Here is a 20,315-nt window from a genome sequence, read left to right on the forward strand (position 1 = left end):
TCCAGGCCGCCAGGGTAGGTCCTCCGAGCCGCGGCGGCCCTAGCGACCGGTGCCGGCGTCGACCTCGTCCCCCCGCACGAAGGCCTCGGTCCGCACGCGGGCGTGGAGCCGGTCGAACATCTCCGCCTGGTCCCGGGCCTGCTGCGCGAGGGCGTCGAACCGGGCGGCGGTCAGCCCGAGGTCCGCCGCGTGGTGGGAGAGCACCTGCCACAGCCCGAGCTTGCCCATGACGGCACCGCGGAAGAGCTCGATCTCGAGCAGCGGCGTCATCGGGGAGCGGGAGAGCACCCGGCGGTTGAGCTTGAGCCTGCCCACCCGCTCGCCGGCCCACGCGGCCGCCTGACGGTAGCGGCGGCGCGGCAGGCCGAGCCCGTCGATGACCGTGGTGAGGACGTCGACCTCCTCCGTGAGCTCGGTGACCAGGCGCCGCAGGTCGGGCGCGAGGGCGGTGTCCGCGTAGTGCTCGGCCATGAACCGGGCCCGGTTCAGCCCGCCGGTGGCGCCGGTGAGGTGGTCGGAGAGGTAGAGGCCGAGGAGCCCGTCGTCGAGGCGGTGCGGGACGTGCGGGCCCATGGTTCCTCCGAGGGACGTGCTCGCGCCGGACGGCGCCGGCGCGGTGGGGGTGTCGGGGACGCCGGCGGGACGCATCGGCGGACTGGCCGTGCCGTGGCCGGCCGCCATGCCCTCCAGCAGCTCGGCGAGGGTGGCGGCGGCGTCGTGCTGCGGCCGCCAGCCCAGCACGTCGCGGGCACGGTCGGTGGACATCAGGGGGACGCCCATGCCCATGTCCAGCCAGCCCGCGTCGGTGGGGACCAGGCGGGTCTGCCAGGCGAGGGCGAGGACGCGTCGCAGCGCGGCCGGCGGCACCTCGACGAGCCGGCCGTGGTCGACCACTCGGGCGAGGTCCGCCGCGCGCAGGACCGGCTCGCCGGCCACGTTGAAGGCCCCCGGCGCACGCCGGACGACCACCTGGACGTAGGCGCGGGCGACGTCGTCGGCGTGGACGACCTGGAGGCGCAGCCCCGCCGGCAGGGGCAGCACGGGGAGGCGGCCCGGAGCCAGCAGCCCGGCGGGGACGAGTGGACCGAGGAAGTAGCGCACGATCTCGGCGCCGGCGTCGTCCTGGAAGATCAGGGCCGGTCGCAGGCGCGAGACGACCAGGTCGGGGTGGGCGGCGGCCACCTTGTCCAGGACCCGCTCCTGCGCGACCTTGTCCACGGAGTAGTGGGACGTCGGGATCCCGCCGGTCGGCCAGGACTCCTCGCGGGGGACGTCGTCGTCGACGGGGGAGTACGCGCCCACCGAGGAGGCGCACACGAGGTGCCCGACGCCGGCCCGCACACACGCCTCGGCCACCCGGCGGGTGCCGGCGACGTTCGCGCGGCGCAGAACCTCCCGCTCGTGGTTGGGCTGGATCAGCCAGGCGAGGTGGATGACGGCGTCCGCGCCCGCCAGGTGGGCGGCAAGCCGGGTGACGAGCGCGTCCTCCTCACCGGGGCCGGCGGTCGGGGCGCCGACGTCGACCGTGGCCCACTCGGCGTCGGCGTAGGGCTCGGCCGTCCGGTCCGGCAGCCGGCGCGCCAGGCCCAGCACGGAGGTGACCGCCGGCTCGGCCCGCAGCGCGCGCAGGACGGCGGTGCCGGCGTTGCCGGTCGCCCCGACGACGACGACCCTCATGCGCCCGTGCCCCCGTCGGTGCCCGTACGGCGCGCCGGCAGGGTCGGGTCGAGCACGACCTTGATCGCGCCGTCGAGCTTCTTCTGGAAGATCTCGTACCCGTACGGGGCGTCCTCGAGGGCGATGCGGTGCGTGCGCAGGTCGAGGACGCCGAGCGGGTCGGCGGCGTCGGAGACGAGCGGGAGGAGGTCGTCGACCCAGCGGCGCACGTTGGCCTGTCCCATCCGCACGGTGACCTGCTTGTCGAACAGCTGCAGCATCGGCAGGGGGTCGCGGGCGCCGCCGTAGACCCCGGAGACGGAGAGCGTCCCACCGCGCCGCACCAGCTCGATCGCGGTGAGCAGGGCCGCGAGGCGGTCCACCCCCAGCTTCTTGAACACCGGCCGGGCGAGGGCGTCGGGCAGGAGGTTCGCCCCGGCGTGCAGCGCCTCGGCGACGGGCGAGCCGTGAGCCTCCATCCCGACGGCGTCGATGACGGAGTCGGGCCCGCGACCACCGGTGAGGGCCCGGACGGCGTCGGGGAGGTCGTCGACCTCGCGCAGGTCCAGGGTGTCCACGCCGTGCCGGCGCGCCATCGCCAGACGCTCGGGGACGAGGTCGACCCCGACCACCAGCTCCGCCCCGCGGTGGCGGGCGACCCGGGCGGCCATCTGGCCGACCGGTCCGAGCCCGAGCACCACGACCGACCCGCCGGGGGGCACCTGGGCGTACTCGACCGCCTGCCACGCGGTGGGCAGGACGTCGGAGAGGTAGAGGTAGCGCTCGTCCGGCTCGCCGTCGTCGGGGACCGGGACCGGGCCGTAGTGCGCCTGGGGCACGCGCAGGTACTCGGCCTGCCCGCCGGGGACCTGCCCGTAGAGCTTGGTGTAGCCCAGCAGCGACCCGCCCGTGCCGTGCTCGTGGTTCTGGGTGGTCTCGCACTGGCTCTGCAGGCCGCGGGTGCACATCCAGCACCGGCCGCACGAGACGTTGAAGGGGACGACGACACGGTCGCCCGGGCGGATGTGCGCGACCTCGGGCCCGACCTCCTCGACGACGCCCATCGGCTCGTGGCCGAGCACGTCGCCGGCGTCCAGGAAGGGGCCGAAGACGTCGTAGAGATGCAGGTCCGAGCCGCAGATCGCCGTGGACGTCACTCGGATGACGGCGTCGGTCGGTTCGACGATCCTCGGGTCGGGGACGTCCTCGACCCGGACGTCCTCCTTGCCCTGCCAGGTCAGTGCGCGCATCGGCGGAGGGTCAGCTTCCGCCGGTCTCGGCGGGGTCGTCCTCGCCCTCGGCCTGGTCGGGCTGGTCGGCCGCCTCGCGCGAGGTCAGGCTGCCGGGGTCGGCGTCGGGGTCGGTGGTGGGGTCGTACGGCTGCTCCGATGGTGTGCTCATGATCATCACGGTGGCACCGGCACCCTCGGCGCGCATCTCGGGGCGGTGGTCCGGCACCGGATGACCGTTCGGGTCGCAGCGCGCGGGGAAGCGTCCTACCTTCAGGGCACATCGACGTCCGTCGAAGCGAGCTTTGCCGGATCGAAGGAGACAGACTCATGCGTCACCACCTCACCGCGACGTCGCTGACCGCGGCGCTCGCGCTCACGCTGGCCGCCTGCGCACAGGGCAGCGGCGGCGACGACCAGGACCCCGCGCCCACCGGCGACGACGCCGGCCAGTTCGACCCCGAGGCCGAGCTCTCGGGCAGCCTCGACATCCTCGGCTTCGGCGCCGGGGACGAGGTCGCGACCGTGCGGATGGAGCGCGCCGAGGAGATCCTCGGCGACGTCGAGGTCTCGCTGACCGAAGGTGACCTCGACATCCAGCAGTTCCTCTCCGCGGTCGCCTCCGGGGAGCCGCCCGAGCTCATCTACGCCAACCGCGACCAGATCGGCACGTTCGCCTCCCGGGGCGCGATCATCCCCCTCACCGGCTGCATCGAGGGCGAGGGCATCCGCACCGAGGACTTCCGTGAGCCCGCCCTCGAACAGGTCACCTTCGACGGGGAGGTCTACGGCATCCCGGAGTTCAACTCCGTCCAGCTCACCATGGCCAACTCCGAGCTCCTCGAGGCCGCCGGTCTGAGCGTCGAGGACGTCAACGGCTCCGACTGGGACGCGGTGACGTCGGCCAGCGAGGCGCTGGCCGACCCGGGGGCGGGAGTCATCGGCTACGACTCCAAGCTCCCGGAGTTCCTCCCGCTGTGGGCCCACGTCAACGGCACCGACCTCATCTCCGAGGACGGCCGCACCGCCCAGCTCGACGACCCCGCCGTCGTCGAGGCGCTGGAGTGGGCCGTGGGGATCTACGACGCCCAGGGCGGCTTCCCGGCCGTGAAGGCCGTGCGCGACTCCGCCGACTTCTTCGGCTCCGGCAACCAGTTCGCCTCCGCAACCCTCGGGGCGATGCCGATGGAGCAGTGGTACGTCAACGTCCTCAACGACGTCTCGCCCGACGCCCCGCTCGTCTTCGACACGGTGCGCGACCACGACGGCGCACCCGTCGCCTACGCCTCCGGCTCGGCCTGGGCGATCCCGGCCGACACCGAGAACCCCGCCGCCGCGTGCCGCTGGGCCCGTGCGATGACCGAGGTCGACGCGTGGGTGGCCGCCGCCGAGGAGCGCAAGTCGATCCGCGACGGCGAGGGCAAGCCCTTCACCGGGCTGCTCACCGGCAACCAGGCCGCCGACGACGCCGTCGCCGAGCTCGTCGAGCCCAGCGGGGAGGAGGTCTGGGACAGCGCCGTCGAGGCGATGTACGAGGCCAACGACAACACCTTCTCCCTGCCGGCCAACCCCGCCGACGCCGAGTTCAAGACGGCCTGGCAGGACGCGGTCAACCGGGTCCTCAACGGCCAGGCCGAGCCGGCCGACTCCCTCGCCCAGGCACAGGAGGAGGCGCAGGCGGCCCTCGACGAGCGGTGGGCGGCCTGGGACGACGGCGAGGGCTGACATGACCGCCCTCACCGGGCCGCTCGCCCGGGTCCGCGCGCAGGTCTCGACGCGCTCCCAGCGTCGGGACCTGCGCGCGGCCCTGCTCTTCATCAGTCCGTGGGCGGTCGGCTTCCTCGTCTTCACCGCCTGGCCGCTGCTGTACTCGGCGTACCTGTCGCTCACCGACTACGACGTCCTCAACGACCCGAGCTTCATCGGCCTGGAGAACTACCGCACGCTCCTCGAGGACGACAAGATCGCGCTGTCGCTGCGCAACACGATCTTCTACACGGTGATCCAGGTGCCGGCGTACGTCCTGGTCTCCCTCGGCCTGGCCATGCTGCTCAACCAGGCGGGCCGCGCGGCGGGGTTCTTCCGCACCGCGTTCTACCTGCCCAACATGACCCCGCCGGTCGCCGTCGGGGTGCTGCTCCTGCTGATCTTCAACGGCCAGAACGGCCTCATCAACGAGGTGCTCGGCTTCTTCGGGATCGACGGGCCGTCGTGGACCACGGACCCGAACTGGGTCAAGCCCGCCATCATCGTCATGAGCCTGTGGTCGGTGGGCGGCTCCGTCATCATCCTGCTCGCCGCCCTGCGCAACGTCCCCACCGAGCTCTACGACGCCGCCCGGGTCGACGGTGCCGGGCCGTGGCAGCGGACGTGGAGCGTGACGCTGCCGATGATCTCCCCGGCCCTGTTCTTCGTCACGGTCGTCAACACGATCGCCGCGTTCCAGACCTTCACCGAGACGTACACGGCGTTCTTCGGCTCGGGCAACTCCACCTACAGCAACGACGCGGCCCTGTTCTTCTCGATCTACCTGTTCCAGCAGGCGTTCCAGTTCCTCAACATGGGCTACGCCTCGGCGATGGCCTGGGTGCTCTTCGTCATCATCATGGTCATCACCGTGATCCAGCTGCGGGTCTCCCGCCGGCTGGTCTACCTCGAGGGGGAGCAGCGATGAGCGCCTCCACCGACACCGCCCGTCCGGCCGCTGCCGCCCGCGGCGTCGACCTCACCCCGGGCGGGCCCACCGGGCCGCTGCCCACCCCGCCGCCGCGGGCCGCACGGCCCGCGGGCGGCGGGCGGCGGTGGGGGCCCGGCCGGGTCGTCGTCGTCATGGCCCTCGTCGCGCTCACCGGTGTCTTCGTCTACCCGTTCGTCTGGCTGGTGAGCGCGTCGCTCAAGCCGCAGGGCGAGGTCTTCGACAACCGCATCATCCCCCTGACGCCCACGCTCGAGAACTACGTCAACGTGTGGGCCGAGGCGCCGATGCTCCTGTGGCTGGGCAACACCGTCCTCGTCACGGTCCTCGCGGCCGTGACGGTGACCGTCTCCAGCGCGATGGTCGCGTGGGGGTTCGCCTACTTCCGCTTCCCCGGGCGCGGGCCGCTGTTCGGCCTCGTGCTGGCCACGATGATGCTGCCCGGCGCGGTGACGATGATCCCCACGTTCCTCATCTGGAACTCGCTCGGCCAGGTCAACACGCTCACCCCGCTGTGGGCCGGCAACCTCTTCGGCAGCGCCTTCTACATCTTCCTGCTGCGCCAGTTCTTCCTCGGACTGCCCCGCGAGCTCTTCGAGGCGGCGAAGCTCGACGGTGCGGGCAACTGGGCGATCTTCCGCCGCATCGCGATGCCGCTGACGAAGCCGGCGCTGGTGGTGACGCTGCTGTTCGAGTTCCAGGCGGCCTGGACGGACCTCATGCGTCCGCTCATCTACCTGCGCGACTCCGACAAGTTCACCATCCCGCGCGGGCTGAAGTCGCTCCTCGACCAGTTCGGCTTCGGCGGGAACTGGCACTGGGAGATCATCGTCACCGCCTCCGTCATCACGACGGTGCCCATGATCATCCTGTTCTTCCTCGGTCAGCGGCACTTCGTCGAGGGCATCGCGACGACCGGCTCCAAGGGCTGAGCCGCGGCGACGGGACGCCCGTCCCGCCGCCGCGTCCCGTCGCCCGTGCCGCCGCCGCGTCCCGTCGCCCGTGCCGCCGCCGCGTCCCGTCGCCGGTGCCGCCGGCACGGCCGGCCCTCTCAGCCCGTCGTCGCGTGACCGGCCCGGACGACGGCGACGAGCGGCGCGCGGTGGAGCACCCCGCGGCTGACCGAGCCCAGCAGCAGCCCGGCGAGCCCCCCGCGGCCGCGGCTGCCCACGACGACGACGCCGGCGGTCCCCGCCTCGGCCGCGAGTGCGTCCACCGGGTGCTCGGGCACCTGCACGAGCTCGACTCCGACGTCGGGGTAGTGCTCGGTCCACGACGCGACCGCGTCGCGGACCGCCTGCTCCGCACGCTCGTCGAGGTCGGCGAGGGTCTGCATCGCGAAGGAGTCGAAGTACTCCCCGGTCACGGCCTCGCGGTAGCGCGAGTGGATCACCCGGACCCCGACGCCCCGGCGCCGGGCCTCCGCCATGGCGAAGGCCATCGCCTCGGGGGAGCCGTCGGCCGGGTCGATGCCCACGACCACCGGCCCGTCCGTGTCCCGGGCCTCCTCCCGCACCACGAGGACCGGACCGTGGGCGTGCGCGGCCACCTTCTGCGACACCGAGCCCAGCAGGGGTCCGGCCAGGCGCCCGAGGCCACGTGCCCCGACGACGACGAGCGCGGCGTCCTCCGACGCCGCGACGAGCTCGACGGCCGGCGCACCGAGGTGGACGGACGTGGTGATCGCGAGCTCGGGGTGCGCCGCGGCGACCTCGGCGGCGAGGTCGTCCACCAGCTTCCCGCCACCGGCGAGCAGGTCCACGACGGGCATGACGTCGAAGTCCGCGCCCGACGGCAGCGGGGGGAACGCGTAGAGCAGGTGCAGCCCGGCGCCGCGCCGGGCGGCCTCGTTCGTCGCGACCTCGGCGGCGTGCCGGGCGCGGGGCGAGCCGTCGACACCGACGACGACGCTTCCTCGGGGGATCTCGGTGGACGTCATGACGCACCCCTTCTCCGGCGCGCCCCGTCGCGGCCGGCACCCGGAACCGGGGCGAACCACCCTGTGGTCCACCCAGCGTCCCACACCCGTGCACGACGCCCTCGGACGAACGTCCCGCCTGGCCGCGGGACCGCCGGAGGTGGTTGAGTGCCCCGGTGAGCGCAGCGACCCAGAACCTGACCCGGGCCGAGGCGCAGGAGCGCTCGGCGCACCTGCGGGTGGCGACGACGCAGGTCCACCTCGACCTCGCCGGTGACGCCGAGACCTTCGGGACCACCACGACCGTGACCTTCGAGGCCACGACCGGCGCGACGTTCCTGGACTTCCTGGGCCCGGTCGTGGAGCGGGTGGTCCTCAACGGCGCCGAGCTCGACCCGGCCGCGTGCTTCGACGGCGCGCGCATCCACCTCGCACCGCTCGCGGCGGAGAACGTGGTCACCGTCGTCGCCCGCGGCGCCTACTCCCGTTCGGGCGAGGGGTTGCACCGCTTCGTCGACCCGGTCGACGGGCAGACCTACCTCTACACCCAGTACGAGCCGGCCGACTCCCGCCGGGTCCTGGCCACGTTCGAGCAGCCCGACCTCAAGTCCCGGTTCACCTTCTCGGTGACGGCGCCGGCCCCGTGGCTGGTCCTGTCGAACCAGCCGGCCGTGGGGTCCGAGCCGGTGGGGGACGGCCTGACGAGGACGACGTTCGCCCCCACCCCGCCGCTGTCGTCCTACCTCACCGCCGTCGTCGCCGGGCCCTACCACCACGTGCGCGACGTGTGGGAGTCCCCGGACGGCCTGCGCGTCCCGCTGGGCGTGCTGTGCCGCGCCTCCCTCGCCCCGCACCTCGACGCCGACCGGGTCCTCACCGTGACGAGGCAGGGCCTGGACTTCTACCACTCCGCGTTCGCCTTCCCGTACCCGTGGGGCAAGTACGACCAGGTCTTCGTCCCCGAGTACAACCTCGGCGCCATGGAGAACCCGGGGTGCGTGACGTTCACCGAGCGCTACGTCTTCCGCTCCGCCGCCACCCGTCACCAGTACCAGGGCCGGGCCAACACGATCCTGCACGAGATGGCCCACATGTGGTTCGGCGACCTCGCCACCCCGCGGTGGTGGGACGACCTGTGGCTCAAGGAGTCCTTCGCCGACTACATGGGCTCCCACGCCTCGGTCGCCGCCACCGAGCACACCGACGCGTGGGTGGCCTTCGCCAACCGGCGCAAGGCCTGGGCCTACACCCAGGACCAGCTCCCGACCACCCACCCCGTGGTGGCGGACATCCCGGACCTGGAGGCGGCCAAGCAGAACTTCGACGGCATCACCTACGCCAAGGGCGCCGCCGTCCTCAAGCAGCTCGTCGCCTACGTCGGGGTGGAGGCGTTCTTCGACGGCGCGCGCCGCTACTTCCGTGACCACGCCTACGCCGCGACGACGCTGGCGGACCTCCTCGGGGCGCTCGAGGCGGCGTCGGGCCGGAACCTGGGGGAGTGGGCGCGGCTGTGGCTGCAGACCGCCGGCACGGCGGAGCTGCGGGCGCAGGTCGAGGCCCGGGACGGCCGCATCGAGCGGCTCACGGTCCACCAGCGGGGCACGGACCCGCGCACCGGCTCACCGGTGCTGCGGCCGCACCGCCTCGCCGTGGGGCTCTACGGCCTGGCCGACGGCGTCCTCGTGCGGACCGCCCGGTACGAGGTCGACGTCACCGGCGCGGTGACGGAGGTGGCCGGGGCCGTGGGGGCGCCGGTACCGGACCTCGTGGTCGTCAACGACGACGACCTCACCTACGCCAAGGTCGTGCTGGACGAGCGGTCCGCCGCCACGGCGCTGGCCCACGTCGGTGCGATCCCCGACGCCATGCCCCGCTCGCTGGTCTGGTCGGCGCTGTGGAACGCCACCCGGGACGCCCGGCTGCCCGCCGCGGACTACCTCACCGCGGTCCTCGCCCACGGCGCGGCCGAGAGCGACACCGCTGTCCTCACCGGCCTCACGGCCAACGCCCGGACCGCCGTCGAGCGCTACGTCCCGGCCCCGCGCCGCCGCCACGAGCGGGAGCGCCTGTGCGCGGGCGCATGGGAGCACCTGCGTGCGGCGGCGCCCGGCTCGGACGACCAGCTCATCTGGGCGCGCGCCTTCGCCGCGGCCGTCGCCACGGTCCCGGCCGCCGCGGGGCGTGCTCGCGAGGTCCTCGCCGGGACCGTGCCCGGCCTGCCGCTCGACCCGGAGCTGCGGTGGGCGATGTGGCAGTCCCTGGCCGCGACCGGGTGCGCGAACCGTGCCGAGCTTGACGCCGAGCTGGCCCGCGACGCGACCGCCGACGGGGCCACCCGCCACCTCGCCGCGCTCTCCGCGCTGCCGGAACCGCAGGTGCGCGAGACGGCCCTCGAGACCCTGCTGCTCCCGGGCGCGCTGACGAACGACCAGGTGGACGCCACCCTGGAGGGGTACGGCCAGCCGCTCCACCCCGAGCTGACGGCGCCCCTGACCGAGCGGTACTTCGCCGCCCTGCGCACCCTCTGGGCCGAGCACAGCATCGAGATCGCCGACCGGCTCGTCCAGGGCCTCTACCCCGGCCACCAGGACGCCGGCGACGGCGACCCTGCCGACCACCCCGTGGCCGCGCGGACGACCCGGTGGCTCGAGGACAACGCCGACGCACCCGCCGCCCTGCGTCGCCTGGTGCTGGAGGAGCGCGACCACCTCCTGCGGTCGCTGCGCGCCCAGCGGGCGGGTCAGGACCGCTGAGTCCCTGCCCCGCCCGGCCGGACGGCGAGGCCCGGCCCGGTCAGACGGCGAGCTCGGCCAGGGTGGCCACGACGTCGACCAGGGCGCCGCGCCGGAAGACGGTCACCGGCAGGTCCCGGCCCACCGCGGTGCCGAGCATGAGTCGCTGAAGGTCCTGGGCGGTGCTGACGGGCCGCCCGCCCGCGCTGATGACGACGTCGCCCAGGTAGATGCCCGCGGCGGCGGCCGGACCGCCGGGGACCACCTCCCGCACGTGCAGGCCGGTGCGCCGGCCCAGCCGGCCGGCGAGAGCGGGCGGTACCGGCGCGGTGACCCCGCCGACGCCGAGCCAGGCCCGGCGCACCCGGCCGGTGCGGACGAGCTCGTCGAGGATCCGCCGCGTCGTGGGGTTGACCGGCACGGCGAGGCCGAGCCCCACGCCGGCGACCGCCGTGCTGACCCCCACCACCCGCGCGGCGGAGTCCGCCAGCGCCCCGCCGCTGTTGCCGGGGTTGAGCGCGGCGTCGGTCTGGATGACGTCGTCGATGGAGTGGGCGCCGTAGGCGGTGCGGACCGGCAGGGAGCGGCCGAGCGCACTGACGACACCGGCGGTGACCGACCCGGCGAGGCCGAGCGGGCTACCGACCGCGACGACGAGCTGGCCCACCTGCAGCGTGTCGGCGTCCCCGAGCACCGCCGGCGGCGAGAGGCCGTCCCGGGTGCGCAGGACCGCCAGGTCCGAGAGCCGGTCGGTGCCGACGACGTCGAAGGGCGACTCCTCGCCGTCGGCCGCGACGACCCCGCCGCCACGGACACCCTCGACCACGTGGGCGCTGGTGAGCAGCAGGCCGTCGGCGGAGAGCGCCACGGCGGAGCCGGCGCCGCCGCCGCGGCGGCCGTGCACCCGCACGGACAGCACCGACGGCGCGAGCGCCGCAGCGACCGTCGTGACCACCCGGGAGTAGGCGTCCATGGCCTCGTCCACGACAGCGCAACGCCGCCGGGCCACGGTGCGATACCCGTGTTCGCCCGGGGCTTATCCACCCCGGCGACGCTGCGGTCCGAGGTGCGGTCACCGGGTCCGCGAGGCGGCCGGCCGGGGGCGGGTCGGAGGGAGCCGGCCCGGGGAGCGGTCGCCGTCAGAACGAGCCGGTGCGGACCTCGCCGGCAGGGACCCAGGCGGTGTACACGGCGCCGCCCGCGGTCGCGCGGGTCTCGACGGCCCGCAGCGTCCGCGCGGGCGCCCCGTCGGCGAAGATCCGCTTGCCGCGGCCCAGCACCACCGGGTAGGTGAACAGGCGGTACTCGTCGACCAGGTCGTGGATGTGCTGGAGGAGCCGGCTGCTGCCCTGGATGAGGATCTCGCCGTCGCCGCCCTGCTTCAGCTCCGCGACGACGTCGTGGGCCTCACCGCGCAGGACCGTGGTGTTCTCCCACGTCGCGTCGGTCAGCGTCCGGGAGACCACGTACTTGGGCATCCGACCCAGTGATGCGGCGAACTGGTCACCGGCCTCGGCCTGGCCGGGCCAGTACGCCGCGAAGATGTCGTACGTCCGGCGGCCCAGGAGGAGCGCGGACGCCGAGCGGAAGTAGTCACCGACGATGGTGCCGAGCTCGTCGTCGGCGAACGGGACCTGCCACCCGCCGAACGGGAAGCCGCCCTCGGTGTCCTCGCCCGGGCCGCCCGGTGCCTGTATGACGCCGTCGAGGGTCACGAACCCGGCCATGATCAGCGTGCGCACGGTCTCCTCCTTCTCGTGGCGGGAACCCTCGGCCCGCTCCTGGCGGGCGCGCCCTGCGGTCAGCGGCCGCCGCGCTGCACCCGGTGCACGGCCACCCAGCCCTCGGGCACGTACTGGTCCGAGGGGATGATGCGCTTGCCGAACGGCACGACCGTGACCGGCAGCATCTTGAGGTTCGCCAGGGCCAGCGGGATGCCGACGATCGTCACGGCCTGCGCGGCGGCGGTCGTGATGTGCCCGATCGCCAGCCACACCCCGGCGACGACGAACCAGACGACGTTCGCCACCGCCGACCCCGCCCCGGCGCCCGGCTTGGCCACCACCATGCGGCCGAACGGCCACAGGGCGTACGAGGCCATCCGGAAGGAGGCCACCCCGAAGGGGATGGTGACGATGAAGAGGCACGCGACGATCCCGAACACCACGTAGCCGAGGGCGAGCCACAGACCGCCGAAGAGGAGCCAGACGACGTTGAGCAGAGCGGACATGGCTACGAGGTTGCCACACCCGCGCGCCGGACGGGGAGGTGCCGGCTCCTCAGCGGGCGGCCCCGACCGTCGTGCGGGTGGCGGCGGTGAGGTGGGCGGGCACGGGGTCGTAGTGGTCGTGCACCGCCCGGTAGGTGCCGCGGCCGCCGGTCAGGGCCCGCAGGTCGATGGCGTAGCGGCGCAGCTCGGCGGTGGGCACGTGGGCCTCGATGACGCCCTCGCCGTCGGCGCCGGTGCCGGTGTCCACGACGCGTCCGCGCCGGCCGGCCAGGTCCGCCAGGACGTCGCCCTGGCTGGCGACCGGGACCGTGACCGTGACGGCGGAGACCGGCTCGAGCACGAGCGAGCCGGCCTGCTGCAGCGCCTGGGCCACGCCCAGGCCCGCGGCGGTCCGGAACGCCATGTCGGAGGAGTCGACCGAGTGGTACTTGCCGTCGACGCACTCGACGCGCAGGTCGGTCAGGCGGTGCCCGTTCGGCCCGCCCGCGAGGAGGGCGTCCTGCACCCCGTGCTCGACGGCGGGCAGGTAGTTGCGCGGGATCGCACCGCCGACGATGGAGTCGATGAAGACCAGGCCCGTGCCACGCTCGGCGGGGGAGACCACGAGGCGCACCACGGCGAACTGGCCGTGCCCGCCGGACTGCTTCTTGAGCTTGCCCTCCACCTCGACCGGCCCCGCGATGGTCTCGCGGTAGGCGACCTTGACGTCCTCCGTCTCGACCCGCACGCCGAACTTGCGCTCGAGGCGCTCGAGCGCGACCGCCAGGTGGGTGTCCCCGACCGCGGTGAGCAGGGTCTGCCCCGACTCCTCGTCCTGGGTCACGGTCAGCGCCGGGTCCTCGGCGGCGAGGCGGCGCAGGGCGTCGGTGAGCTTGTCGTCGTCGGACTGGGTGAGCGGGCGCACCCCGAGGGTGTAGCCCGCCTCGGGGGTGGGCCGGGCCGGCAGGGCCACCGGACGGCCGGGCCGGGCCAGGAGGGTACGGGTGGGGGAGTCACCGAGCTTGGCGACGGCGGCGAGGTCGCCGGCCACGACCGAGCGGACGTCCAGGTGCTCGCGCCCCCGCAGGGTGAACAGGCCGTGGAGCCGCTCGTCCGCGCCGGTGGAGGTGTTGGTGAGGCGCTCGTCGCCGCGCACGGTCCCCGAGAGGACCTTGAGGAGCGAGATCTGCCCGACGAACTGGTCGGCGACGGTGCGGAAGACGTGGACGAGGGGCTCCCCGCCGGGGTCGGCCGGCACCGCGGTGGGCTCGCCGCCGACGAGGACCTCGGTGGGGTGCATGTCCGGCGAGGGGCCGATCTCGCAGATGAAGTCCCCGAGCCGGTCCACCCCGGCGCCGGTGGTGGCCGAACCCACGAGGACCGGGAAGATCGCCGAGGCCCCGACTGCCCGGCGCAGGGTGCGCTCGACGTCCGCGGGGGCCGGCTCGTCGCCGGAGAGGTAGCGCTCGAGCTGGTCGTCGTCGCCGCTGACGACCTCCTCGACGAGCTCCTCGTGGCGGATCCGCTCGATCTCCTCGACGTCGGCGGGTACCGGCGCGGTGGTCTCGTGCCCCTCGGCGTCGTAGAGGTGAGCGATGTCGAAGAGCACGTCGGCGACGCCGCGGAAGTCCTGCTGCTCCCCGATGGGAAGCTCGAGGGGGAACAGCCGCTCGCCCAGGCGGGCGCGCAGGTCGGCCAGGACGGACTCGAAGTCCGCGCTGGGCTTGTCCTCCTTGGTCACGAAGATCATCCGGGCCAGGCCGAGCTCCCGGCAGCGGGCCCACACCCGCTCGTCGCCCGCCTGGACGCCCTCCACCGCGGAGACGACGACGACGGCGAGGTCGGCCACCTCGAGCGCCGTGTCGACCACCTGGGTGAAGTCGTCGTGGCCGGGGGTGTCCAGGAGGTTGATCTTGCAGGTCTCGCCGTTCGCGGTCGTCCACGGCACGGCCGCCAGGGCGAGCGAGAGGGTCTGGTGGCGCCGGGTCTCCTCGGGGTCGGCGTCGAGCAGCGAGGTGCCGTCGTCCACGCGCCCCAGGCGGGCCGTCGCGCCGGCACGGAAGAGCAACGCCTCGGCGAGGGAGGTCTTGCCGCTGCCCGCGTGGCCGACCAGGACCACGTTGCGGATGGCTGAGGTGACGACGTCGTCCATGCTCACTCCCGGCTCTGGGTCTGTGGCTGCGATCGTAGCGCCGAGGGGGCCGGGGGTATGTGACGAAGATCCCACTTCGTACTGCGCCGGCCGGTGTACAGCCCGCGCCGGGTGCCCGGACCGGCCGCGCCGGGCGTGTCCGGTTTCGGGGTGGACCGTCCGGCGTTGCACAGTGGTCCCCGGCCGGCCGCGTCCGCGGGCGCGACAGAAGGGGTGGACGTGGCAGGGACCTGGTCGACGCAGACGGAGCTGGGTGCCGCGTACGCGCTCACCGCGCGGCAGGTGGGCACCCACCTCGCCGCCCTCGGGCTGAAGGAAGGCGCCCGGGCGAGCGAGGACGCGGTGACCGACGGGCTCGCCCGCGAGGCGACGCTCCGCGACGGCACAGGGTTCTTCGTGTGGCACACCGAGCGGGTCACCGCCCTCCTGGCCGGGCGAGGGCTCACCCGCGCCCCCGGTGGCGCGGGAGCGCCCGCCGCCGGGCGCGGAGCGGCGCGCACCGCCGGGGCGAGCGGCGGGGCGCCGGCACGCGGCGCCGTCCCGGCGGACGGTGCGACGCGGCCGAACGGTCACGACCGCGTGGTGGCCACCGACGGCTCGGCGCTGGGCAACCCGGGCCCGACGGGGTGGGCGTGGGTGGACCAGACCACGGGGGAGACCGGCTCGGGCGGGCTGGCCCACGGCACCAACAACATCGGCGAGCTGCTCGCGCTGCGCGAGGCGCTGCGCCACGCCGGGCCCGAGGGCGACCTCCTCGTCCGTGCGGACTCGCAGTACGTCATCAACATCGCCACGAGATGGGCGGTCGGCTGGCGGCGGCGCGGCTGGCGCAAGGGGGACGGCAAGGTCCCGGAGAACCTCGAGATCGTCCAGGACATCCTCGTCGCCCTGGAGGCCCGCGAGGGGCGGACGGACTTCGAGTGGGTGCGCGGCCACGCCGGCGACGAGCACAACGAGCGTGCCGACGCCCTCGCCAACGCCGCCGCGCGGGCCGCCCGCGGGTAGCCGTGCCCTGGCTCGCCGCCCGCGGGGGCGAGCACGCGCTACCCGCGGGCGACGAGCTCGCTCAGTCCTCCCAGGAGCGCACCCCGGCCAGGGCCGGCATCACCTCGTGCTCGAAGAGCTCGATGCTCTCCGTGGTGTAGGCCGCGTCCGGGAAGTAGAAGATCCCGTAGGTCATGCCGGCCTCGCGCAGCGCCAGGAGCTTCTCCACGATCTGCTCGGGAGTGCCGAAGGCCGGCAGGTCCCGGAAGCCCGCGAGCTGCCGCTCGAGGTCATCGGCGCCCAGGTGGGGCGCGAGCCGGGCGGCCAGCTCGTCGAGCTTGGCCGCCACGTCCGCCTCGGTGCGTCCGATCGTGACGTTGTAGTTCGCCGAGCGGACGATCTGGTCGAAGTCCGTGCCCTGGACGGCGCAGTGCTCGGCGAGGATCTCGCTCTTGCGGGTGAAGCCCTCGAGGGTCCCGTCGAAGTTGGTGTACCGCGCGTGCTGGGCGGCGATGCGCAGCGTGACCTTCTCCCCGCCGCCGGCGATCCACAGCGGGATCCCGCCGGGCTGGACGGGCAGGGGGAAGCACAGGGCGCCGTCGACGTCGTAGTGCTTGCCGTGGAGGGTGGCCGAGCCCGTGCGCCACGCCTGCTCGAAGATCTGCACACCTTCGTCGAGCCGCGCCAGCCGCTCGCCCGCGGACGGGAAGCCGTAGCCGTAGGCACGCCACTCGTGCTCGTACCACCCCGCGCCGATCCCCATCTCCAGGCGGCCCCCGCTGATGTGGTCGACCGTCGCCGCCACCTTGGCCAGGTACATGGGGTTGCGGTAGCTCATGCAGCTGCACATCTGCCCGATCCGGACCCGGTCGGTCACCGCGCCGAGGCCCGCCATGAGGGACCAGGCCTCGTGCGTCGCCTCCTCGCTGGGCACGGGGGTGGTGTGGAAGTGGTCGTACACCCACACCGACTCCCACAGGCCGCCGTCGTCGGCGCGCCTGGCGAGGGAGGACATGACGTTCCAGTGCTGCGACTCGTCGATCCCGACGAGGTCGAAGCGCCAGCCCTGCGGGATGAACATCCCGAACCGCATGTGATCAGCCATGACGCCAACCCTAGAGGGGGGCCTCGTGCCTCGCGCGCGAGCGGGCGGCGAGCCACCTGCGCACCGCCAGGACCGCCAGGACGAGGACCACGACCGCCAGCACCGTCACGAGGACGGGGACGAGCACGGCCACGAGCACCAGGCCGACCGCGGAGACGTCCTCGACGGTGGAGGCGACCGGCGCGCCGACTCCGGCGGTCGCGGTGTTGACCACCGGGCGGGACAGGGACTTCGCGGCGTGGGTCGTCAGCGCCAGCAGCACTCCCAGCACGACCGGCACCCACTGCCAGTCCTGCAGCAGGGTCGAGGGGTCGGGCACGGCCTGGGTCTGCGACGCGGAGCCCGCGGCGAAGACGATCCCCCCGGCGGTCGGGCGCACCGCCGTCTGGATGACGTCGTTCACCGAGTCGACCGCGGGGATCTTGTCGGCGACGACCTCGACGACGAGGAGGACGCCCAGCACCACCAGCGCCGGGGTCGACTCCAGCCACGACCACCCCGCCGGGAGGGCGAGCAGGTCGGAGAAGCGTGAGAGCAGCCCGAGGGCGATCAGCGGCACGTAGGCGTTGAGGCCGGCGGCCATCGCCATCCCGGACCCGGTCATCAGCTCGAGCACGTCGTCAGCGTCCCACGACCGCGGCGTCGCCGCCGGGGGGGCGTGGTCACGGAACGGTCTCGTCCCGGTCCGGCGGCCTCGTCCGGGCCCGGGGCGTCGGGGCGGCTGCGTAGGCTGGGCGGGTGAGCAGCCAGGCCCCCCGGGAGCGGACTCGGACCGCCGCCCCGAGCGAGAGGGTCTGGACCGTGCCCAACGCCATCTCGGGCGTGCGGCTGCTCCTCGTGCCGGTCTTCGCGGTGCTGATCTTCACCGGTCGTGACGTCGCGGCGATCGTCGTCCTCGTCGTCGCCGGTGCCAGCGACTGGCTCGACGGCGTCATCGCCCGCCGGTTCGACCAGACCAGCCGCGTAGGTCAGCTCCTCGACCCCGCCGCGGACCGGCTCTACATCTTCGTCACCCTCATCGGTCTTGGGTGGCGCGAGGTCGTGCCGTGGTGGCTCGTCCTGGTCATCGCCGCCCGCGACGTCTTCCTCGCGGGGATGATCCCCACGCTCAGCCGCCACGGGTACGGGCCGCTGCCCGTCCACCTCGCGGGCAAGGCGGGCACCTTCGCGCTCATGTACTCCTTCCCCCTCCTGCTGCTCGCGGGCCGCCCCGGCACGCTCGGAGACGTCGCCAGCACGGTCGGCTGGGCGTCGGCGCTGTGGGGCGTGGGCCTGTACTGGTTCGCGGCGCTGCTCTACCTCGAGCAGGTGGTGCGCATCGTGCGTGAGGACCGGGCCGCGTGAACGCACCCGCCCACCGCACGGACCCGGCGCCGCACCGCGCGGGGCCGTCCTCGCACCGGACGGGGCCGTCGGCGCACCGGACGGGGCCGTCGGCGCACCGCCCGGCGGCGTCACCCCCGCCGCCGCGCCGCCCCGACGAGTCCATGTCGCTCCTGCGCGAGCTGCTCGACAACCCGCTCGACGCCGGCTACCGCACCGCACCCCGCAGCCCGGAGTCCGGGCCGGGCCGCCCGCTCACGTGGCGCCAGGTCATCGTGGTGGTCGCGGCGATCGTCATCGGCGCCGGTGCCGTGTGGTCGGCCCGCGAGCTGCGGGCCCCCGAGGGCACGGTGACCGCCCGCACCGTGCTCCTCGACCAGATCGTCGAGCGCCGCGCCGTCGGTGACGAGCTGCAGGCCGCCAACGAGAGCCGGCAGATCGAGATCGAGGAGCTGCGCGCCGCCGCGCTCGAGGGCGCCGACCAGGAGCTGCTGGATGAGCTCGCGGTGCTGGGGGTGGCGTCCGGGATGTCCCGGGTCTCCGGACCGGGGATCGTCGTCGAGCTCACCGACTCCGAGGCGGCGCAGGCGGGCGAGGCCGGCACGGAGGAGGAACGGGTCAAGGACATCGACCTCCAGGTCCTCGTCAACGGCCTCTGGGCCTCGGGCGCGGAGGCGATCGCCGTCGACGGCCAGCGGCTGAGCTCGACGAGCGCGATCCGCGCGGCGGGGCAGACGATCCTCGTCAACCTCGCCCCCGTGGCCTCCCCGTACACGGTGGAGGTCGTCGGCGACCCCGTGGAGCTGCAGACCCGGCTCGCGCGCACGGTGGCCGGGGCCCACCTCGGTGTGCTCCGCTCGAGCTTCGGGATCCGTTCGGAGATCACGGTCGCCGGCGAGCTCGTCCTCTCCGCGCCGACCCTGTCGGAGCTGAGGTACGCCGAACCGCTCGGCGGTGAGGCCACCGCGGCCTCCGACGTCGGGGCACAATCACCGGGGGCGCCGACGCAGGGGCGCCCGGGTCCCACCGACGAAGAGGGAGACTGAGTGCTAGCGCTGATCGGACTGGTCGTGGGGGTCGTCGCCGGGGTGCTCATGGACCCCACCGTGCCCCTGTGGCTCCAGCCCTACCTGCCCATCGCGCTCGTCGCTGCCCTCGACGCCCTTTTCGGGGCGTTGCGCGCCGGCCTTGACGGCATCTTCAACGACCGGGTCTTCGTGGTCTCGTTCGTCTTCAACGTCCTCGTGGCCGGGTTCATCGTCTTCCTCGGCGACCAGCTCGGCGTCGGGGCGCAGCTGACCACCGCCGTCGTCGTGGTCCTCGGGATCCGCATCTTCTCCAACGCCGCGGCGATCCGCCGTCACGTCTTCAAGGCATGAGCACGACCAGGCACGGGGAGAACCGTCCGGACCGGGCGCCGGACCAGGCGGCGGGCCGGTCGCAGGGCGGCGCCGACGGTGGCCCCGAGCGGGTGGCCGGCGACGCGGGACAGGGCCACGCCGCTCCCGCCCGGGCGGGCGCCCGTGGCGCCCGGGCCCTGCTGGTTCCCCGGTGGAGCCCGACGCACGTCGTCGGCGCGCTGCTGTGCGTGGCCCTCGGCTTCGCCGTGGTCGCCCAGGTGAGCCAGACCCAGGACGACGTGCTCACCGGGATGCGTCAGGACGACCTCGTCCGGCTGCTCGACGACCTCAACCAGCGCAACGCCGAGCTCACCGACGAGCAGGAGGGGCTGCGCCAGGACCTCGCGGAGCTGCGCTCGAGCACGAGCTCGCGCCAGGCGGCCCAGGAGGCCGCCGAGGAGCAGGCCCGGGTGCAGGGTGTGCTGGCCGGCACCCTGCCGGTGCGCGGGCCCGGGGTGGTGCTGACGATCCGCGACCCCGAGGACGGCGTCCGCGCGCAGCACCTCGTGACGATCCTCGAGGAGATGCGCAACGCCGGCGTGGAGGCCGTGGAGCTCTCCGGGCAGCGGCTGACCGCCAGCAGCTGGATCCTCGACGGCGAGGACGGCATCGTCGTCGACGGCGTCGCCCTCGAGCAGCCCTGGACCTGGACGGCGATCGGGGACCCCGACGTCGTCTCGGTCGCCCTGGGGATCCCCGGTGGTGCGCTCGCCACGGTCCGGGCGGCGGGTGCGACCGTCGTGCTGCGCGAGGTCGAGGAGGTCGAGATCACCGCCGTCCGCACGCTCGACGAGCCCGAGTTCGCCGAACCGGCCGCGCCGACGGGGTGAGCGGTGGTCACAGGTCGGTCACGGACCTCTAGAGTGGGGGAGGAGACAGCGGGCGAGCGCCCAGGACCACCAGGAGGCAGGT

General features: G+C 74.1%; 19 protein-coding genes. 9 read left to right on the forward strand and 10 right to left on the reverse strand.

Features of this window, described 5'->3' with window-relative positions:
* Nucleotides 1–39: 39 nt before the first annotated feature.
* From EDD32_RS14475 to EDD32_RS14485, 3 genes are read right to left on the reverse strand one after another with little or no spacing between them, the layout of a single operon-like run.
* Nucleotides 40–1,677: an NAD-dependent epimerase/dehydratase family protein gene (locus EDD32_RS14475; protein WP_123918561.1), complete on the reverse strand. Its 1,638-nt coding sequence runs from the start codon at nucleotides 1,675–1,677 to the stop codon at nucleotides 40–42.
* The gene (locus tag EDD32_RS14480) at nucleotides 1,674–2,906 is read right to left on the reverse strand and encodes a zinc-dependent alcohol dehydrogenase (RefSeq protein WP_123918563.1); all 1,233 of its coding nucleotides are present in this window, start codon (nucleotides 2,904–2,906) and stop codon (nucleotides 1,674–1,676) included. Before EDD32_RS14480 ends, EDD32_RS14475 begins: the two co-directional genes overlap by 4 nt.
* Before the next feature lie 10 nt (nucleotides 2,907–2,916).
* A complete protein-coding gene (locus EDD32_RS14485) occupies nucleotides 2,917–3,057 on the reverse strand; it encodes a hypothetical protein (RefSeq protein WP_170175144.1) in 141 nt (46 codons plus the stop codon).
* Nucleotides 3,058–3,215: 158 nt separating this feature from the next.
* Here EDD32_RS14485 and EDD32_RS14490 point away from each other — a divergent pair, with 158 nt between their 5' ends.
* Genes EDD32_RS14490 through EDD32_RS14500 form a run of 3 tightly spaced genes read left to right on the forward strand, consistent with a single transcriptional unit; the run spans nucleotide 3,216 to nucleotide 6,512 of the window.
* Nucleotides 3,216–4,610 carry an ABC transporter substrate-binding protein gene (locus EDD32_RS14490; protein WP_123918567.1) on the forward strand — a complete coding sequence of 465 codons (1,395 nt, stop codon included), beginning with the start codon at nucleotides 3,216–3,218 and terminating at the stop codon, nucleotides 4,608–4,610.
* Between the two features lies 1 nt (nucleotide 4,611).
* Complete coding sequence (locus EDD32_RS14495) at nucleotides 4,612–5,559, forward strand: carbohydrate ABC transporter permease (RefSeq protein WP_123918569.1); 948 nt, start codon at nucleotides 4,612–4,614, stop codon at nucleotides 5,557–5,559.
* The gene (locus EDD32_RS14500) at nucleotides 5,556–6,512 is read left to right on the forward strand and encodes a carbohydrate ABC transporter permease (protein WP_123918571.1); all 957 of its coding nucleotides are present in this window, start codon (nucleotides 5,556–5,558) and stop codon (nucleotides 6,510–6,512) included. Before EDD32_RS14495 ends, EDD32_RS14500 begins: the two co-directional genes overlap by 4 nt.
* A 119-nt stretch (nucleotides 6,513–6,631) precedes the next feature.
* Here EDD32_RS14500 and EDD32_RS14505 read toward each other — a convergent pair whose 3' ends face one another.
* Nucleotides 6,632–7,519 (reverse strand): universal stress protein, encoded by an 888-nt coding sequence (locus EDD32_RS14505; RefSeq protein WP_123918573.1) that lies wholly within the window; start codon nucleotides 7,517–7,519, stop codon nucleotides 6,632–6,634.
* Nucleotides 7,520–7,674: 155 nt separating this feature from the next.
* On the opposite strand from EDD32_RS14505, the gene pepN reads away from it, so the two are divergent.
* Nucleotides 7,675–10,251, forward strand: coding sequence for an aminopeptidase N (gene pepN / locus EDD32_RS14510; protein ID WP_123918575.1), 2,577 nt, complete (start codon nucleotides 7,675–7,677; stop codon nucleotides 10,249–10,251).
* A 40-nt stretch (nucleotides 10,252–10,291) separates the two neighbouring features.
* Here pepN and EDD32_RS14515 read toward each other — a convergent pair whose 3' ends face one another.
* The 4 genes from EDD32_RS14515 to EDD32_RS14530 all read right to left on the reverse strand — a co-directional run bounded on the left by EDD32_RS14515 (nucleotide 10,292) and on the right by EDD32_RS14530 (nucleotide 14,591).
* Complete coding sequence (locus EDD32_RS14515) at nucleotides 10,292–11,203, reverse strand: S1C family serine protease (protein WP_123918577.1); 912 nt, start codon at nucleotides 11,201–11,203, stop codon at nucleotides 10,292–10,294.
* Nucleotides 11,204–11,369: 166 nt separating this feature from the next.
* Complete coding sequence (locus EDD32_RS14520) at nucleotides 11,370–11,972, reverse strand: dihydrofolate reductase family protein (protein WP_211338842.1); 603 nt, start codon at nucleotides 11,970–11,972, stop codon at nucleotides 11,370–11,372.
* A 59-nt stretch (nucleotides 11,973–12,031) separates the two neighbouring features.
* Nucleotides 12,032–12,460 carry a YccF domain-containing protein gene (locus tag EDD32_RS14525; RefSeq protein WP_123918579.1) on the reverse strand — a complete coding sequence of 143 codons (429 nt, stop codon included), beginning with the start codon at nucleotides 12,458–12,460 and terminating at the stop codon, nucleotides 12,032–12,034.
* A 49-nt stretch (nucleotides 12,461–12,509) separates the two neighbouring features.
* Nucleotides 12,510–14,591 carry an elongation factor G gene (locus EDD32_RS14530; protein ID WP_123918581.1) on the reverse strand — a complete coding sequence of 694 codons (2,082 nt, stop codon included), beginning with the start codon at nucleotides 14,589–14,591 and terminating at the stop codon, nucleotides 12,510–12,512.
* A gap of 219 nt (nucleotides 14,592–14,810) precedes the next feature.
* Between EDD32_RS14530 and EDD32_RS19225 the strand changes: the two genes are divergently transcribed.
* Nucleotides 14,811–15,596: a ribonuclease H family protein gene (locus EDD32_RS19225; RefSeq protein WP_211338843.1), complete on the forward strand. Its 786-nt coding sequence runs from the start codon at nucleotides 14,811–14,813 to the stop codon at nucleotides 15,594–15,596.
* A gap of 61 nt (nucleotides 15,597–15,657) precedes the next feature.
* On the opposite strand, the gene EDD32_RS14540 is transcribed toward EDD32_RS19225, so the two are convergent.
* Both EDD32_RS14540 and EDD32_RS14545 read right to left on the reverse strand, forming a co-directional pair.
* Nucleotides 15,658–16,668 (reverse strand): LLM class F420-dependent oxidoreductase, encoded by a 1,011-nt coding sequence (locus tag EDD32_RS14540; RefSeq protein ID WP_123920577.1) that lies wholly within the window; start codon nucleotides 16,666–16,668, stop codon nucleotides 15,658–15,660.
* A gap of 22 nt (nucleotides 16,669–16,690) precedes the next feature.
* Nucleotides 16,691–17,284, reverse strand: a complete 594-nt coding sequence (locus EDD32_RS14545) for a DUF4126 domain-containing protein (protein ID WP_123920578.1) — start codon at nucleotides 17,282–17,284, stop codon at nucleotides 16,691–16,693.
* A 134-nt stretch (nucleotides 17,285–17,418) separates the two neighbouring features.
* On the opposite strand from EDD32_RS14545, the gene clsA reads away from it, so the two are divergent.
* From clsA to EDD32_RS14565, 4 genes are all read left to right on the forward strand, one after another.
* Nucleotides 17,419–18,024, forward strand: coding sequence for a cardiolipin synthase ClsA (clsA, locus tag EDD32_RS14550; RefSeq protein ID WP_123918583.1), 606 nt, complete (start codon nucleotides 17,419–17,421; stop codon nucleotides 18,022–18,024).
* Nucleotides 18,025–18,167: 143 nt separating this feature from the next.
* Nucleotides 18,168–19,049, forward strand: coding sequence for a DUF881 domain-containing protein (locus tag EDD32_RS14555; RefSeq protein WP_123918585.1), 882 nt, complete (start codon nucleotides 18,168–18,170; stop codon nucleotides 19,047–19,049).
* The gene (locus tag EDD32_RS14560) at nucleotides 19,050–19,382 is read left to right on the forward strand and encodes a small basic family protein (protein ID WP_123918587.1); all 333 of its coding nucleotides are present in this window, start codon (nucleotides 19,050–19,052) and stop codon (nucleotides 19,380–19,382) included.
* A complete protein-coding gene (locus tag EDD32_RS14565; protein WP_123918589.1) occupies nucleotides 19,379–20,233 on the forward strand; it encodes a DUF881 domain-containing protein in 855 nt (284 codons plus the stop codon). Before EDD32_RS14560 ends, EDD32_RS14565 begins: the two co-directional genes overlap by 4 nt.
* The last annotated feature ends 82 nt before the right edge of the window (nucleotides 20,234–20,315 follow it).

It is taken from the genome of Georgenia muralis (assembly GCF_003814705.1).
Taxonomy (GTDB): domain Bacteria; phylum Actinomycetota; class Actinomycetes; order Actinomycetales; family Actinomycetaceae; genus Georgenia; species Georgenia muralis.